Below are 15147 nucleotides of genomic sequence, written 5' to 3' on the forward strand. Positions count from 1 at the left end.
CAGGCAGTGCGAATGGCGTGTCCTCACCCGGTCTCGGCGATCCGCTCCCAGTGCGCGGCTCGTTCGGCAACCCATTCCGCAGGGATCTCTGACGGGGCATCGTCAGTCGAATCCTGGAGGCTGTCGGTGGCCAATTCCTCTGGACTGTAGACAAACAACGTATGTGCAACAGGAACATTGGGATCGGTGTCGACGGGGCCGAACGCGATGACGATGCAATCGGCACAGTCAAAAGCGTTCGACAGGCCCATGATCTTCACTCCTCGGACACGATGGCCTTCGAATTCGATCTTCACAGTCTTCTCGTCTTTGCCGCCGGTCTCCCAACCCACGACACCGGTTTGCTGGCCGGTGTTGTTCTCGAAGCCGATCCCGTGAATGACATCCGCGTATCGCACCAACGCTCGGACCGGATAGTTTGTCGATGTGGGCGAAGTCTCGAATTGCCAATTGTGCTGATGCTGCCAGTCCACGTAACGCCCCATGAGCGGAGTTCCGTTGGACTGCGGTGACTGTTTGGTATCGCGCGGAGCGGTTGTGTCGTACCAGACTTGGACGCCGTTGACGAACCGATCCGCCCACACGGCGATGCAGCCGGGATACTCGGGCGTGGGGACCTCCGGAACCGTGACACCGTGCCCGTCTGCGGTCCCATAGGGATCTGAGTAGATCGTGTACTGCGGCAACGACTGGCCGGGTGCACCATTCACAAAGTATTGCCACAGATCGACGAAGCTCAGCAGTTTGAGCTGTGCGTACCTGTCGAATTGATTCATGGTGCGCCAGCCCGCAATACGGTGGTCGCGTACGTGTCCGTCCATGCGATGGCGCTCGACGGCGTCGGCCTCGTCCTTTGCCGCTTGTGGTTTGCGGTGCTCTCGCGCGACTGCGATGGAAGCCCGCACTTCTTCGGACATCTCCGCGACGTACGCATCGGCTTCGTCTCTGCGATCCTGTAAGTAGGATTGGTAGTGCTTGTCCTCCATCGTTTTGTGGTCACGGCATATGTAGTAATAGTCCCGTTGAAGCGTCATGACCATTGTCCCCAGGAGCACGCTGTGAGGCAGAGTCAACCGTCGGCGAGTCTCATCCGACGTTCCCTGTGCCAGAAGCCAAACGCGCTCCGAATGGAGATGGTCCCGGGTGGTCACCAAGGAAATGATGGCGGACTGCCATTGCTCTGGAGTGTCGTATCGAACCGCATATTGCACCTCCCGGAGGTACGACTTCATCCGATCCTCGATCACGCGTATCCGCACGTTCGCCTCGTCGAGGAAGTGTGTGTCGAAGTTTTCTCGAATGAGGTTCTCGACCTCGGACTTGACCTGATCCCAGGCCGACAGATCTTTCCCGTCATCGCGTGGCCACAGAGCATCGAGAAGCGCAGAGGCGATCGTCCCCACGTAGGGCAGGTAGCTTGCACCGAGTATCGCCGCGTTGCGAACCAACATGTACCAGTCTTGTTGGGACCCGTCATCGTTATCCGCCATGGCCCTGCTCTCGCGATAGTTGAACGTGAGTTCCGACAGATCGATCTTCGACGACATCGGTGTATTGAATCGGAACTTCGAGATATTTGATTCCGATTCGTCAGTTCGTGGAGCTTTCCGGGTCGATACGGTGACGACGTTGTTCTGACCACGTTCACGGGCCAGACCGGCGGCGCCTGCGTTGATTGCCTATGCCTGTTCGAGAACGGCAAGAAGCTGAGCCGGAGCGTCCTCTTGCAGGAGGTGGCCCGCGTTCTCGATCCAGGTCATGGACTCATGACGGATGTGGTCCCGTAGCCACTCTCCGTGGCGGGGTGGCAGGATGCGGTCGTCACACCCCCAGAGGAGACGCACTGGGATGTCGACGTCGCCGAGTAGAGAGGAGTAGTCGTCGGTATCGGCTTCTGAGAGTTGCCGGTACTGGCGGTAGAAGGCCGCTTGGCCTGCCTCGCCCAACCACGGCGCCAGGTAGGCGTCCAGGACGCCTGGCCGGAATCCGGCATACGTTGCGTGGCGAAGATGACTGGCCACCAGCGCCCGGTGTGCGTAGCCGGGAAGTTGTGCGAACACCTCAGGATTCTGGCGAATCTGACCGAACAGGCCGCCCTCCCATTGCCCGCCGCTGACACAGTCGAACAGGGTCATGTCGCTGAAGCGAACGCCTTCGACGAGCAAGGCCCGCAGAGTGATGGCACCGCCGATGTCGTTCGCGGCCACGCGTGGCCGTTCCACTCCGAGATACGAGAGGAGCGCTGCGAATCGCCTGGCCTGCGCAGCCAGCGTCAGGTCTTGCATCTCCGACTTGTCCGATTGTCCGTAGCCGAGGTGATCGAAAACGATCACGCGTCGTGTCCGCGCGAGCGCTGGGGCGATGTCTCGCCACAAGAAGGACGAGTACGGGGTGCCGTGCACCAGAACGATCGGTGGACCTTGTTCGCCGAACTGACGCCAGCGGATGTCCCCGTCGGCGTGGCGAAAGACGTGATCAAGATTCCATGTCGGGGTGGTAGGGGGCATCGTCGACTGGGCTACCGAGTCCATGGTTCGACCGTACGTTTTCGGCCGGCCGTTCCGGAGTCGAGCCGGGGGTACTCACCTCGGATAGGTGGTCAGTTGTCGTCCGGTTGTCGGGTTGGTCCAGGTGATGCTGCGGTCGAGATGCATCGTGGGCAGCCACAAAGCCAGGTGTTTGCGTTGATGATCTGGGCGGCACAGGGGCGCGATGTTCTCGGGCAGCGTCCAGCCGCCGACCAGGGGGTCGGCATGGTCGAACTTCACCAGATGGTCGAGGTCGCATTCATGGGCAGGTCGGCTGCACCACGGATAACGGCACGTCAGGTCGGACTGCTGAATCTCGTCCCGTAGCCGGCGAGACGGCGTGTAGGTCAGGGCGCCAGGTGGTGGCAGGGCGTGCCCGCCGTGTCCGGTCGGGTCGACCGGCGGGGCGGCGGCGCGGTCGGTGACCACGAGGCGACCCCAAGGACCGCGCTCGACGTTGTTGCGCAGCAGTATCTCGATCGATCGATCGTGCAGGTGTTCGGCGTGGGCAGGGTCGATGGCACCGTATCCGTGCAGCCGAGGAACGGCGGTACCCGCCGGGTCGAGCACGAGGGTCCACGGCGCCGCAGGGGTGAGCGCGGTGTCGGACGTGGGTTCGGTGTCTGCCCTGTCCCTTTCATCGGCCTGTCTGTCAGGTTGGGTGAGGGGTACGGCCGGAGCACCGTTCGGTGGTTGCGTGGTGTCACGCTCCCCGTTGGGATGGCAGTTCTCGTCGCCGCACTGACATACGAGGTCAGCACCTGGCGTGCCCATCAACGCAGCCATTGCCACTACGCGTTGTTGCCCGAGGGTGCGTGGATCGCGGCGGCAGATCCTGGCAGCGATCAGTGCGGCAATCCGATCGCGCAGGTAGACACCGAACTCGGCGGGTACGCATGCGTCGATGTTGATGTGTCCGGAACTGTCATTGCTGATCGCTACGTTCTCCCAGGCCCGACCGAACTCCTCACGTGCTTCGGTGGCATCGTCGGGGTCGAGGCTGATCACCAACTCCTCGAGCGCATCGCGCAATACGGTGTCTGTTGTCGGACGCTCCGCGAGGTCCAGCGCTATGTCCTCGAAGTCGGTTTCAGGAGTGTCGGTCTCAGGCGAATCGACGTCAGGAGAATCGACGTCGGGGGCTTCCGGTTCCGTAGGAGCGCCGGGCGCTATGTCCGACGCAGCTTCTGCGGCATGGATCAGTACCGACATGCGGTGGGTACTGAGATCGCCCGCGAGATAAGCCATTCGGATCTTCGGGAACTGTTGCAGCGCGATGCCGAGTTGGTACCAAGTGCCGGCCTTCGTGCGGGACAGTCCGAGTTGGAGTGAGATCTCGCCGACGGCAGCCTTCTCCGCGTGCTTGCGAACCATCATCTGCCGACCGGGACTGAGGAAGACGAGCATGTCGTCGTACGCGGCTTCACCGATGCGATGAGCCATGAGCAAGGCGCGAGCTTCGGCTTGGCGGCTCAACCGTAGTGCGTCGCGTGCAGGCTCCCCGATACCGCTCGAACCCAACGACGACAGCACAGCGTCATCGCCGATGGGATCGGTATAGGAGAACACGTGCGCACCTCTGAGGCAGGGACCGACAGGACCAGTCATCATCAGCTCGTCATCAAAGAGATCGCGCCCGCGTACGAAATTGAACTGAGTACAGACTATCGGCGACCACCGACAGGATTGGCCGCCACAACGGGTCTCGAGTGATCGCCGGACACACCTCTGCGCATGGGAGGTTCTCCGCTCACCAAACCACGCACGGCCACGCCAGGTTTCTGGCAGGCTCCACTGGTGACGACTGAGAGATTTGAAGTGGCCCGACAGATCGCGGCGCCGCCCTCGGCGGTGTTCGACATCCTGACTCGGCCCGACGGGCATGTCCAGATCGACAGCTCGGGGATGTTGCAGTCGGCCGAAGGCGATCCGGTCCGTGCCGTCGGCGACACCTTCGTCGTCCACATGGACCGTGAGTCGCTCAACGATCTGCCCATGGGCAAGTACGACGTCACCGTCATCATCACCGAGTTCGAGCAGGATTCGGTGATCGAGTGGACGATCTCCGGCGAGATCCAACCCCCCATCAAGCACCTCTACGGATACCGCTTGCAGCCGAGTGACACCGGAACCGAGGTCGTCTCCTACTACGACTGGAGCGAGATCGAGGGTCGCTACCGCGACATGGACATCTTCCCCATCATCCCCGAGTCGGCGCTGCGAGCCACGCTGGGCATCCTCGCGAGGACGGTCGCGCAGCGTCCGAGCTGAGCGGGCAAGCCCACCACGGCGGAACCTCGTATGGTCGAACTCATCGAACAGGTGGTACCGGCGTCCTCCAGTCGGGGGGACTGACCTACCGAAGGAGCTGTCATGGCCAGTAACACCGGTGCCGCGCAGCCGGAGAAGCTCGACCGCAGTGTCATCGTGACCGGACTGGTCATCGTGTCCGGCATGATCATGGTGGTCCTCGACACCACGATCGTGAACGTCGCGCTGGACTCTTTGAGCACGGACCTCGGTGCGTCCTTGTCGACTACTCAATGGGTGGTCACGGGATACCTCCTCGCGGTGGCCCTGGTCATCCCGATCACCGGTTGGGCAATGGACCGCTTCGGCCCGAAAGCCACCTGGATCACGGCCGTCACGATGTTCACGGCCGGCTCCGCGCTCTGTGCGTGCGCCTGGAACATCGAGAGCCTCATCATCTTTCGTATCATCCAGGGGCTCGGTGGCGGCATGCTGCTACCCGGCGGACAGGCGATCATCACGAAGGCCGCCGGCCCCGAACGCCTGGGTCGTGCGATGAGCATCATCGGCGTGCCGATGCTGCTCGGTCCGGTCTTCGGCCCGGTCATCGGCGGTGCGCTCGTCGAATACGCCAGTTGGCACTGGATCTTCCTGGTGAATGTGCCCGTCGGCATCCTCGCCGTCGCACTGGCCGTATGGAAGCTGCCCTCCGGGGACACGCTCGACGATGTCGAGCGTCTGGACTATCTCGGTCTGGCGGTGCTCTCGGGCAGTCTTGTGTGCCTCCTGTACGGGTTGTCGCGCGCCAGCACTCAGGGTGGTTTCGGTGATTGGAGCGTGCTGGGGTGGCTCATCGCCGGCGTGGTGGGTCTCGGTCTCTACACCTGGCACAGCTTGTCCAAGGGAGCGGCGTCGATCATCGACGTCCGGCTCCTCAAGGATCGACTCTTCGCGAGCGGGACGATCGCGATCTTCCTGGTCGCCATCGGACTGTTCGGCGGCATGCTGCTTCTGCCGCTGTACTACCAGACCGCTCGCGGCGAAGGGGCGCTGGCGGCCGGCCTGCTGCTCGCGCCGCAAGGATTGGGCGCGATCGTCGCGATGGTGGTCGGCGGGCGCCTGACCGACCGTATCGGTGCCGGCTGGGTCGTCCCGGTCGGCGTGATCATCGCGCTGATCGGCACGATTCCGTTCACCCATGTCCATGCCGACACGTCATACGTGTGGTTGAGCGTGGCTCTGTTCGTACGTGGCATGGGGCTGGGCGCGGTGATGATGCCGACAATCGCGGGCGCGTACTCCAACCTTTCCGTGGAGTCGGTGTCACGGGCCGCCCCGACGTTGTCGGCCATCCAGCAGGTCGGTGCCTCGCTCGGCAGCGCGCTGCTGGTGACCGCGCTCACGCAGCGTTTCACCCATGAACTCACCAGCCACGGGATCCCGGCGACCGGCGGTGGTACCGATCAGATCAGTTCGGCACCACCCGAGGTGATGTCGAAGGTCAGCCCACTGCTGTCCGAAGCGTTCGGATTCGCGTTCTGGGTGGCGTTCGCCCTCACTGCTGTCATCCTCATTCCTGCGATGTTTCTCCCACGACATGGCAGAGATCGCGGGCAGGCGGCATCGGCAACACCGCCGATCTGACGGTCACGGTGACGGGTGCGTGTTGCCGGTGACACGTCCGGCACGGTGACACGTCCGGCCCGGCGAGCCCCGAACGATTCGGCCGACCCGCGTCGCCGGAACTCCGCTACATGACGACACTTTCGGTGCTGATTCCGTCTGCGGAGATCGCCAAATCTCCGCAAATCGCCGGATCGGGACCTACCGGCAACGAATCGGAGTTCAGAATCGCTCCCGGGCAATGTGATCTGTGTTACATCTTGATGCGTGAACTTGCGAGCATCTGCACTGACTTTCGGGGCCTCGATCCTCACTGCCGCGGCCATCGCGCTATCGATACCGGCGGGGTCGGTGTCGGCGGCACCGCGGGTGCCCGGACCGACGCTTGACTATGTGAATCTCGGCGACAGCTACTCGGCCGGGTCCGGTGTCCTGCCTACTGCGCCGGGCACACTCCCGCAGTGCGCGCAGTCGAGCATCAACTACGCGCATCTCGTCGCCGGCCAGACGGGTGCGCGACTGACCGACGTGAGTTGCGGCGGAGCCAAGACAACCGACTTCTTCGGGTCCCAGTATCCCGGTCTCCGCCCGCAACTCGATGCGCTGAGCCTGCGAACACGGTTGGTCACTTTCATGATCGGCGGCAACGATGGCGATGTGTTCGGCTCCACTGTTGCCAAATGTGTTGCCGCCGCAGCTACTACGGCCGGACAAGGATCACCGTGTCGTGCCATGTACGGCGATTCCATCGCCTCCGAGGTCCGTCGGCAGACATTCCCCAAGCTGTTCCGTGCCTTCTCCGCAGTCCGTGCTCGGGCTCCCCTGGCCCGAACGGCCGTTGTTGCCTATCCATGGATCCTGCCCAACACGGTGCAGCAGTGCGCCGGATTCCCCATCGCACCCGGTGACATTCCGTACATGCACGGTATCCAGGCGACTCTCAACGACGCCATCCGTCGGGCCGCCTTGCTGACCGGGATCACCTATGTGGACGCCGCCACCGCCTCGGTCGGCCATGACAGCTGCAAACCGCAGGGTGTGCGCTGGATCGAGCCACTGATCACCGACGTCCAGACGGTCCCCGTGCATCCCAACGCTCTCGGTGAGCGCCAGATGGCACAGGTGACCCTGCGGGCGTTGCGACTGTAGACCGAGCTGACTCCCGTGCGGGCGGCAGGATCAGAACCCTGTCGCGCTCCACGGTGCGAACGCCCATCCCACGAGGTGCCAATGACCCAGGTTCGCCGACGGCAGGATCTGGTTGTTGGTGCCGTCGCCCCAGCCAGGCCCGAAGCCCTGTACACCACCGCTCATGTACTGGCCGTTACCCATGGAGATGTCGACATGATCGCCGTCCTCACCTTGTGAGAACACCAGCGCCCCCAGCGGAGCGGGAAGCCGGCTGTGTCCCTCCCCGCGCGCGGCGAGGCGGTGATAGAACGCCATAGCACCGTCGTGCGGTATCCCGTTGGCGGTCGTTCGGCCGTACGCGGCGTCCACGAAGTCTTCACACCCATATCGACCGAACGTGTTGGTGTGAAGCAACGTGGAGCCTCGTGCGACGGCGACCGCCCCATTGGCGATCTTGACAGCGTCTGGCGGGCCTGCAGCATGTGCGGGTGCCGCGACCACGCAGGCGATCGCGGTGACCGATCCGAGTACCGACAACAGTCGTTTCATTGATTCCCCTACGCGGTGGATGGACGTTTACCCATGGTGCCAGGCGAGATGCGGTGTGGTGCGACTCCCGATGGTCGGTTCGGCGGCCGCGACGGGCGATGGTGATCGACGTGGCGGTCAGTTCCCCCGTTCCTGGCCCTCGAGATGAGCCAATGCAGCTCGCGCTGTTTCCAGTTCGTGGCTGAGTTCGTCGATTCGCTTCTTGGCCGCCGCACGAGCCGACTCGATCACCCCGTCGACCGCCGTGATCGCGGCGTCGTCTCCGAGCTCGTGCATCGCTCGCGCCACCCGATCTGCGGTCACTTCGGTCGGTCTCCCCTGCTTCTTGGCCCCGTGGGAAATCGATACCGTCCACGCGCTTTCGCCTGTGGAGGTGATGGTGACACTGACGGCTGCGGTCGACGCCTTTGGCCGTCGCGGCGCCTTGGCCGGGGCGGGTCTCGGCTGCGCTGGAATCGTTGTCGCGGATTTGGCTTCGGGGATGGCCTCGGATTCCGACTTCGGTTCCGTGGCAACGGTTCTCGATGAACCCGCCGGACGTGACGGAGCCGGCGCCGCCTTGCCCGGTGGTCGGCGCGTCGGTGTGGCGGTTGTCGGTGTCACACGGGTCTTCTGCAGTTCGTCGGCCTCGAAGGGCAATTGATCGTCGACACCCTTCGGGCTCACCGTCAGCGTGGAGCCGTCGATGGACACCACCCGTGCCGACGTTCCGGCGTCGAGGTTCAGCGATGGCATCGGATCGCGGAGGTAGACGGTGACCCGCTTGCCGGCGGCGAGTCCCGCGGACAGGGATTCGAGGTCGTCGGGAGTCAATCCGGGGGTTTTGCGCGACGTCACGCCGACCATGTTCGCACACTTGTGCGAGTGACTGCATCAGCCTTCCGTGAATCCTGGTGTTGACGTTGCTTACATCCTTCCCTACCGTGATGTGAGCAATGCTTACACTAGTTGTCGAAACGGTTCATGCCGGTTTCGGTTCCGGCTCGGCAGCGGATGATCAGACGCACGGAAGGAGTTCGCATGAACGCACCTGCCATACCCGCGACCATGACCGCGATCGTCGTCGACGACGACAAGAACCTTCTCCTCGACGAAGTGCCCACGCCGGTCCCGGCCTCCGGTGAGGTGCTCGTCGAGGTCGCGGCGGCGGGTGTCAACCGTGCGGACCTGATGCAGCGACAGGGCTTGTATCCACCGCCGCCCGGTATCACCGATGTGATGGGTATGGAGGTGTCGGGCACGATCGTCGGGCTCGGCGACGGCGTCGACGGTGTCGAACCAGGGAAACCTGTGTGCGCGTTGATCGCCGGCGGCGGTTATGCCATGTACGTCGTTGTCCCGGTGGATCAGCTGCTCCCGATCCCTGCCGGTGTGTCCCTGGTCGAGGCGGCGGCACTGCCAGAGGTGGCGAGCACGGTCTGGTCCACCATCGTGATGGACGCCGGACTCCGAGCAGGCGAGACATTGCTCGTCCACGGCGGCGGCAGCGGTATCGGGACTCATGCCATCCAGGTCGGCAAGGCGCTCGGCGCGAAGGTCGTCGTGACCGTCGGCTCCGAGGAGAAGGGGCAACGCTGCGGGGATCTGGGCGCCGACATCGTCATCAATTATCGGGAGCAGGACTTTGCGACCGAACTCGCCGGACAGATCGATGTGGTCCTGGACATCATGGGTGGTAGTCACTTGTCCCGCAATGTCGATGTGCTCGCGGTGGGCGGCAGGCTGGTGGTCATCGGCATGCAGGGCGGGTTCACCGGTGAGGTCAATGTCGCGGCGCTCATCGGCAAACGAGCACGCGTGATCGGACTGAACGTGCGGAACCGTCCGCTCGTCGGTCCGGGCTCCAAGGCCGAGATCGTCGCCGCCGTCGCGAGCGACGAATGGCCGCTCGTCGAACAGGGGCTGATTCGCCCGGTCATCTCGGCAATCCTGCCCCTTGCCGACGCCGAACGCGGTCAGGCGATGCTGGACTCCCCCGCTTCGGTGGGCAAGGTCCTGCTGATTCCTGCCGAACCGACGCCAGGGGTCACCACGCCATGACATCCGAAACCCGTTACCACCACGGTGATCTGCCGAGTGCACTGGTCCAGGCTGCCGTCGAGGAACTCGAGGAGAATGGTGCACCGGCGTTGTCGCTGAGAGCCGCCGCACGTCGCGCCGGGGTGTCCAGCGCGGCACCCTACCGCCACTTCCCCGACCGCAACGCCTTGTTGTCGGCTGTTGCAGCGGTGGGCTACGGCGAACTCGCGCAGGACTTGGTCGAGGTCAGCCCGGCGCCCACCACGCCTGCGGACCTGGCGAAGGTTGCGGTTGCCTATGTGGACTTCGCGTTGCGTCGGCCGGGACTGTTCCGGGTGATGTTCGCCGAAGGGTGCGACACCACCAGCCCCGATCGGGTTGCCGCTGTGGCGGCAATCCACGACTACCTCGGCTCGATCGTGACATCGGCGTTGCCCGATGCGCCGGCCGAGCCGATGGCGATCGCGGTCTGGTCACTCGTCCACGGGTTGGCCTTCCTGCATATGGACGGCAAGCTCAACACATCATCCGACATGGCTGTGGCCGAGCAGGTTTCGTCTGCGGTGTACGCCGTACTCGGGCATTCGCGACATGGCTGACCGAAGCGCCCTGCCATTGGCAAAGGAGACAGTGAAGTCCGTGTCGGCACTCGTGGGGTAGGCGCCGCCCCCGGATCCTTCGCATGCGCGAAGAGATCAACGAAGGCGGTGCGGCCTCGGGATGGCCCACCCGGGGGGAGGCGGACCATCCGTTCGGCGATCTTCACAATACGCACGAACCGTAACCACCCCATAGGGCCGAAAGTCCCCCCGTGTTCGGCCGAGCGACTCCGGCAGTCAAATGTCACGACTGGGCTCTCAGGCGCGGGTGGTATCACTGTCATGGTGCGACGACCAGTGCCTGTCCTCTCAGGGAGGCGGTTGTGCAACGCATACGCATCAACCAGTGAGGAACGACCATGGCCCGGATCTCCCGACGACTCCGTCGCACCGCAGCCGCCACGATGGCGCTGTCGATCGGTATCGGCGCAGCCCCGCTCACCGGAAGCGCCACGGCAGCACCGCTGCCCACCCTGCCGATCGGAGCGCTGAAGTACACCGTTGACGTGAACGCGGGCGCCACACCCGGCTACGTCTACTACAGCAGCGGCATCAGCGCGGCGGCGCTCGTGCCCGGTGTCAGCAAGGCGGTCTCGGGTATTCCGGCTGCCACATCGGCCAACATCGTCGTCGACAAGGCCGGGCGTGAGGTCTGGCGCTACGACCCGCCGGCCGGTCAGGACGTCTCCAACTTCCGCACCCAGACCTACCACGGCAAACGGGTGTTGACCTGGTGGCAGGGCGAAACCGTCGGCGGGCACGGCTCCGGCGCCGACTACATCGCCGACGAGCACGGCCGAGTCATCGAAAAGCTCGATGCCGGCGGCGCTCCCACCGATGTGCACGAGTTCCGGCTCACCCCTGATGGCCGGGCACTGGTCACCTCTTACCACAAGGTCGACGCCGATCTCACCGCGATCGGTGGCCCGAAGAACGGCACGATGTACGACGCCGTCGCCTCGGTCGTCGATGTGGCCACCAAACGCGTGCTCATGCGCTGGAGCGCTGCCCGGCATGTACCGCTGACCGACGCCACCGCCACCGACAAACTTCCCGGCAGCGACGCCTACGACCCCTTCCACATCAACTCGATCGCCCTCGATCCCGACGGGGACCTGGTGATCTCGATGCGGGACACGTCCACGGTCTACGACGTCGACATCCGGACCGGCGCGATCAAGTGGCGCCTCGGCGGCAAGCACTCGACCTTCACATTGGGGCGCGGTGTGCAGTTCGCATTCCAGCACGACGCCGAATTCGCAAGCTCGAACACGATTCGGCTGTTCAACAACAACTCGAGCGGTTTCGAGACCGACGGCCTGTCGAGTGTGCAATGGATCCGCCTCGACCACGCGACCCACCGAGCCACCCTGGTACGCAACCAGACCCACCCCGACAACCTGGTGGCTTTCGCGATGGGAGACGCGCAGCCGATCCCGAACGGGAACACACTCGTGGGCTGGGGCATGGCGCCACACATCTCCGAGTTCACACCCTCCGGAAAAATGGTGTACGACGCCCGACTGCCGTTCGGCACCTATCGGGCGTATCCCGCCGACTGGGCGCCGACTCACTGATAGCCGAGGCGCAATGGTCTCCGCGGCCATGCGACACCACATCTGAACGTGCCGGCAACGCTCGGTAACGCGCTGGAGCGCGCGGGCGATCTCGGTGGAGACGATGATGGTGGCTGACGGCGTGTACGCGCAGAAGCCTCGACGGAGGAACGGTGTGCGTGAACTGTGTCGAAAGCCCTGGCGGGCGAATGACGGCTCAGGTGCAGGAAGGTCGGGGCGGGAGGTCCGGTTGGACCGCCGTCATGACATCGCGTTCGGGAGGTGAGGGCGGATGCCCTATCTCGGACTGATCTACCTGGTCATTCTGGTGATCGCGCTGGTCGACATTCTGAGCACTGACAGCGTGATGGTGCGCGGTATGCCGAAACCGGCATGGGCATTGCTGGTTGTGATCGTGCCCCTGATCGGCGCGCTTCTCTGGCTGGCGTTCGGCCGACCGACTGCTGACGACCTCCCCCGTCGTGACCGTCCCGGTGCGGCCGGCGAGTTTCCCGAATACGACCGGCCCGGACGCTACATCCCCGAAGACCCCGACGCCGATCGCGAGTTCCTGCAACGACTACGCGATCGAGCCGAACAGCAACGCCAAGCGGCCCGTGAGCAACGCCGCGCAGAAGAGCAACGGGACACTGACCCAGGCGAGGAACCACCGACGGTGGGCGCGTGAGAACCATGGCCGCGCTCGGTGGGCGGCACCGTCTACGTCAACCCGCAGGGGAACCGGTCACGAAGTGGTCAGTCGTACCTTGCTGCAACGGAATTGGCGCGTAGCCCGTCGACGACGGCGCGGACTCCTCGACGTCGCGGGCCGGTAGAGCCGGATGTCGAAGTGGATCCCCACATCGCGAACCGACCATGTCGGCGGCGGGAGGTACGAACTGCGATCCACGAACCGACTTGGTGGACAACATCGTTCAGCTTCTGGACGGGAACGAGAAACGTTGCACGGATGGGGAACGGCGAAATCGCTGCCAATCGTGCGCATCACCGGTAAGGTCACTGGCACTATCGATGTGGGCGTCATGACCATCGGGTCAGGGATTCGCCGGGCATTGTTGGGAGTCTGCGGTGGCACGAAGACGACATCTGCTGGTGGCTGCGCTCGTGCTGGCTCTTGTGGTGAACGCGGTCTGGGCGTGCGCGGACGCCACCCCGTCGCCGCCGTCGGTCCCCTCCCCGCGTTGGATCCTGGTTTCGGGATCGGTACCCGGACTGGTCGATGCCGGGCTGCCCAAGTCGGAGCTCGACAATCTGGACAGTCCGTCGACGCTGATGCTGGTGCGGAATGTCGACGCCCACAGCGATCTGAACGACGCGACTCCGACCCTCAACTTTCGCAGCGCGACCGACCTGGCGACGGCGCTGAGCACTGGGCAGGTACCCGATTCCATGCACTGGTTGCTGCTGGACCTGGAGGCATGGTCGTTGACGCCGATACCGGAGCAGCGCGACCCGATCGGCGCGTTGCGTCGTGCCGAGGATGTGGCCCACCGATACGGCAAGAGCGTGATCTTCGCGCCCGCCATCAGTTTGATGAACGTGCTCGCACCCGGGTTGTCCGGGGATGCGCTGTACCAGGCATTCATCGACCGGTTGGTCACCCCCGGCGCCGCGATCGCCGACGGTTTCGAGATCCAGGCGCAGCGCACGGAGGCGACCGAGTATGCGACCTCCTTCGTCACGGCTGCCGTGGCGGCCGCGCATACCGCCAATCCCGGCAGCGCACCGGTGCTGGTCGGGGTGAGTACGAATCCGAACGGCCGGCAGGTCACCGCCGACGACATGGTCGAGGTCTACAACGCCGCGAAGATCGCCGGGGCCACCGGGTACTGGCTCAACATCCCCGGCAGCGGGGCCGAATGCCCCAACTGCGGCGAGCCGCGCTACCGGGTCGCTGTCGAGTTCCTGCAGAAGATCTCGTCGTCGCCGAGCTGAGGTCGGCAGGGGCCCGAGGAGTAGTTTCGTGATCATGGATCACGTGCAGCCCAGCCGGACGGCGCTCGCGACCGCCTATGCTCGCGCCTACCACCAGATCGCGGACCGGCCACCGATCCTCACCGATCCACTCGCGGCGCGCCTCGTCGGTGTGACCGCCGACGAACTGTCCGATCTTGCTGAGCCCACCGAGGATCGTCCGGGCAGCGGCGCCACCTTTCGACCTCGTCGCCTGTTCTTTGCCGCTCGTGCTCGATTTGCCGAAGACCGCGTGGGCGCAGCCGTCGCGGCGGGTGTGCGGCAGGTCGTGATCCTGGGCGCGGGTCTGGACACGTTCGCGTATCGCAACCCACATCCGGGCGTGCGCATCTTCGAGGTCGACCATCCGGCAACCCAGGTGTGGAAACGTGATCGCCTCGTCGCGGCCGGAATCGGGGTTCCCGAGACCCTGACCTTCGTCCCGGTTGACTTCGAAACCGATCTACTGTCAACAGAATTGGAGTCCGGCGGATTCAGCAGGTCCGCCCCGGCCGAGTTCGTGTGGCTCGGCGTCGTGTTCTATCTGACCTCAGATGCGGTGCGCACCACGCTCGATTACATCTCCGGTCAGACCCCGCCGACCGAAGTCATCTTCGACTACCTGGTGCCGGCCGACACCGACGAGGATCGAGCGCAGTTGCAGGACCGTGCCAATCGCGTGGCCGCGGCAGGCGAGCCCTGGTTCAGCTACTTCACTCCCGCCGACATCGCCGCCGACCTGCGTGCCCGTGGCTTCACCGACATCGAGGACCATTCCGCCGCCGAGCTGATCGACAGCTATCTCGACGGGTCAGCGGAATTCGGAACCGACCCGCCGCATGCATTGCGCGCGAGCCGCATCCTGCGGGCAGGGCGCTGATCTCGTGCCCTGAGGCTCTCGATGTGGTGTCCTCGTGG

General features: G+C 64.4%; 14 protein-coding genes. 9 read left to right on the forward strand and 5 right to left on the reverse strand.

Annotation, left to right across the window (positions count from 1 at the left end; translation table 11 throughout):
• Positions 1 to 23: 23 nt before the first annotated feature.
• The 3 genes from IDF66_RS21395 to IDF66_RS21405 form a co-directional block, all read right to left on the reverse strand.
• Positions 24 to 1547, reverse strand: coding sequence for a hypothetical protein (locus IDF66_RS21395; protein ID WP_190268530.1), 1524 nt, complete (start codon positions 1545 to 1547; stop codon positions 24 to 26).
• Positions 1548 to 1679: 132 nt separating this feature from the next.
• Positions 1680 to 2531, reverse strand: coding sequence for an alpha/beta fold hydrolase (locus IDF66_RS21400; RefSeq protein WP_223309954.1), 852 nt, complete (start codon positions 2529 to 2531; stop codon positions 1680 to 1682).
• A gap of 51 nt (positions 2532 to 2582) precedes the next feature.
• Positions 2583 to 4097, reverse strand: a complete 1515-nt coding sequence (locus tag IDF66_RS21405) for an HNH endonuclease signature motif containing protein (protein WP_190268531.1) — start codon at positions 4095 to 4097, stop codon at positions 2583 to 2585.
• 228 nt (positions 4098 to 4325) lie between these two features.
• On the opposite strand from IDF66_RS21405, the gene IDF66_RS21410 reads away from it, so the two are divergent.
• The 3 genes from IDF66_RS21410 (at position 4326) to IDF66_RS21420 (ending at position 7550) form a co-directional block, all read left to right on the forward strand.
• Complete coding sequence (locus IDF66_RS21410; protein WP_317628798.1) at positions 4326 to 4799, forward strand: SRPBCC family protein; 474 nt, start codon at positions 4326 to 4328, stop codon at positions 4797 to 4799.
• A 102-nt stretch (positions 4800 to 4901) separates the two neighbouring features.
• Positions 4902 to 6422 (forward strand): MDR family MFS transporter, encoded by a 1521-nt coding sequence (locus IDF66_RS21415; RefSeq protein ID WP_190268532.1) that lies wholly within the window; start codon positions 4902 to 4904, stop codon positions 6420 to 6422.
• Between the two features lie 246 nt (positions 6423 to 6668).
• The gene (locus IDF66_RS21420; protein ID WP_317628799.1) at positions 6669 to 7550 is read left to right on the forward strand and encodes an SGNH/GDSL hydrolase family protein; all 882 of its coding nucleotides are present in this window, start codon (positions 6669 to 6671) and stop codon (positions 7548 to 7550) included.
• Between the two features lie 30 nt (positions 7551 to 7580).
• Here IDF66_RS21420 and IDF66_RS21425 read toward each other — a convergent pair whose 3' ends face one another.
• Both IDF66_RS21425 and IDF66_RS21430 read right to left on the reverse strand, forming a co-directional pair.
• Positions 7581 to 8081, reverse strand: coding sequence for a C40 family peptidase (locus IDF66_RS21425; RefSeq protein WP_190268533.1), 501 nt, complete (start codon positions 8079 to 8081; stop codon positions 7581 to 7583).
• Positions 8082 to 8198: 117 nt separating this feature from the next.
• Positions 8199 to 8927 (reverse strand): DUF6319 family protein, encoded by a 729-nt coding sequence (locus IDF66_RS21430; RefSeq protein ID WP_190268534.1) that lies wholly within the window; start codon positions 8925 to 8927, stop codon positions 8199 to 8201.
• Between the two features lie 201 nt (positions 8928 to 9128).
• On the opposite strand from IDF66_RS21430, the gene IDF66_RS21435 reads away from it, so the two are divergent.
• From IDF66_RS21435 to IDF66_RS21460, 6 genes are all read left to right on the forward strand, one after another.
• A complete protein-coding gene (locus IDF66_RS21435; protein WP_190268674.1) occupies positions 9129 to 10121 on the forward strand; it encodes an NAD(P)H-quinone oxidoreductase in 993 nt (330 codons plus the stop codon).
• Entirely contained in the window at positions 10118 to 10699 is a 582-nt protein-coding gene (locus IDF66_RS21440) for a TetR/AcrR family transcriptional regulator (protein WP_190268535.1), read from the forward strand. Before IDF66_RS21435 ends, IDF66_RS21440 begins: the two co-directional genes overlap by 4 nt.
• Positions 10700 to 11058: 359 nt before the next feature.
• The gene (locus IDF66_RS21445; protein WP_223309955.1) at positions 11059 to 12276 is read left to right on the forward strand and encodes an arylsulfotransferase family protein; all 1218 of its coding nucleotides are present in this window, start codon (positions 11059 to 11061) and stop codon (positions 12274 to 12276) included.
• A gap of 271 nt (positions 12277 to 12547) precedes the next feature.
• Positions 12548 to 12943: a PLD nuclease N-terminal domain-containing protein gene (locus tag IDF66_RS21450; RefSeq protein WP_190268536.1), complete on the forward strand. Its 396-nt coding sequence runs from the start codon at positions 12548 to 12550 to the stop codon at positions 12941 to 12943.
• Between the two features lie 401 nt (positions 12944 to 13344).
• Positions 13345 to 14211 carry a hypothetical protein gene (locus IDF66_RS21455; RefSeq protein ID WP_190268537.1) on the forward strand — a complete coding sequence of 289 codons (867 nt, stop codon included), beginning with the start codon at positions 13345 to 13347 and terminating at the stop codon, positions 14209 to 14211.
• Between the two features lie 34 nt (positions 14212 to 14245).
• Positions 14246 to 15109 (forward strand): class I SAM-dependent methyltransferase, encoded by an 864-nt coding sequence (locus IDF66_RS21460; RefSeq protein ID WP_190268538.1) that lies wholly within the window; start codon positions 14246 to 14248, stop codon positions 15107 to 15109.
• The last annotated feature ends 38 nt before the right edge of the window (positions 15110 to 15147 follow it).

Origin of the sequence: Gordonia hankookensis (genome assembly GCF_014673215.1) — a bacterium.
GTDB classification, from domain to species: Bacteria; Actinomycetota; Actinomycetes; order Mycobacteriales; family Mycobacteriaceae; genus Gordonia; species Gordonia hankookensis.

Coding starts and splice junctions, on each gene's coding strand:
- IDF66_RS21395 (WP_190268530.1), bottom strand. CDS start 1,547: ATGTCGTCGAAGATCGATCTGTCGGAACTCACGTTCAACTATCGCGAG.
- IDF66_RS21400 (WP_223309954.1), bottom strand. CDS start 2,531: ATGGACTCGGTAGCCCAGTCGACGATGCCCCCTACCACCCCGACATGG.
- IDF66_RS21415 (WP_190268532.1), top strand. CDS start 4,902: ATGGCCAGTAACACCGGTGCCGCGCAGCCGGAGAAGCTCGACCGCAGT.
- IDF66_RS21425 (WP_190268533.1), bottom strand. CDS start 8,081: ATGAAACGACTGTTGTCGGTACTCGGATCGGTCACCGCGATCGCCTGC.
- IDF66_RS21430 (WP_190268534.1), bottom strand. CDS start 8,927: ATGGTCGGCGTGACGTCGCGCAAAACCCCCGGATTGACTCCCGACGAC.
- IDF66_RS21435 (WP_190268674.1), top strand. CDS start 9,129: ATGACCGCGATCGTCGTCGACGACGACAAGAACCTTCTCCTCGACGAA.
- IDF66_RS21440 (WP_190268535.1), top strand. CDS start 10,118: ATGACATCCGAAACCCGTTACCACCACGGTGATCTGCCGAGTGCACTG.
- IDF66_RS21445 (WP_223309955.1), top strand. CDS start 11,059: ATGGCCCGGATCTCCCGACGACTCCGTCGCACCGCAGCCGCCACGATG.
- IDF66_RS21450 (WP_190268536.1), top strand. CDS start 12,548: ATGCCCTATCTCGGACTGATCTACCTGGTCATTCTGGTGATCGCGCTG.
- IDF66_RS21460 (WP_190268538.1), top strand. CDS start 14,246: ATGGATCACGTGCAGCCCAGCCGGACGGCGCTCGCGACCGCCTATGCT.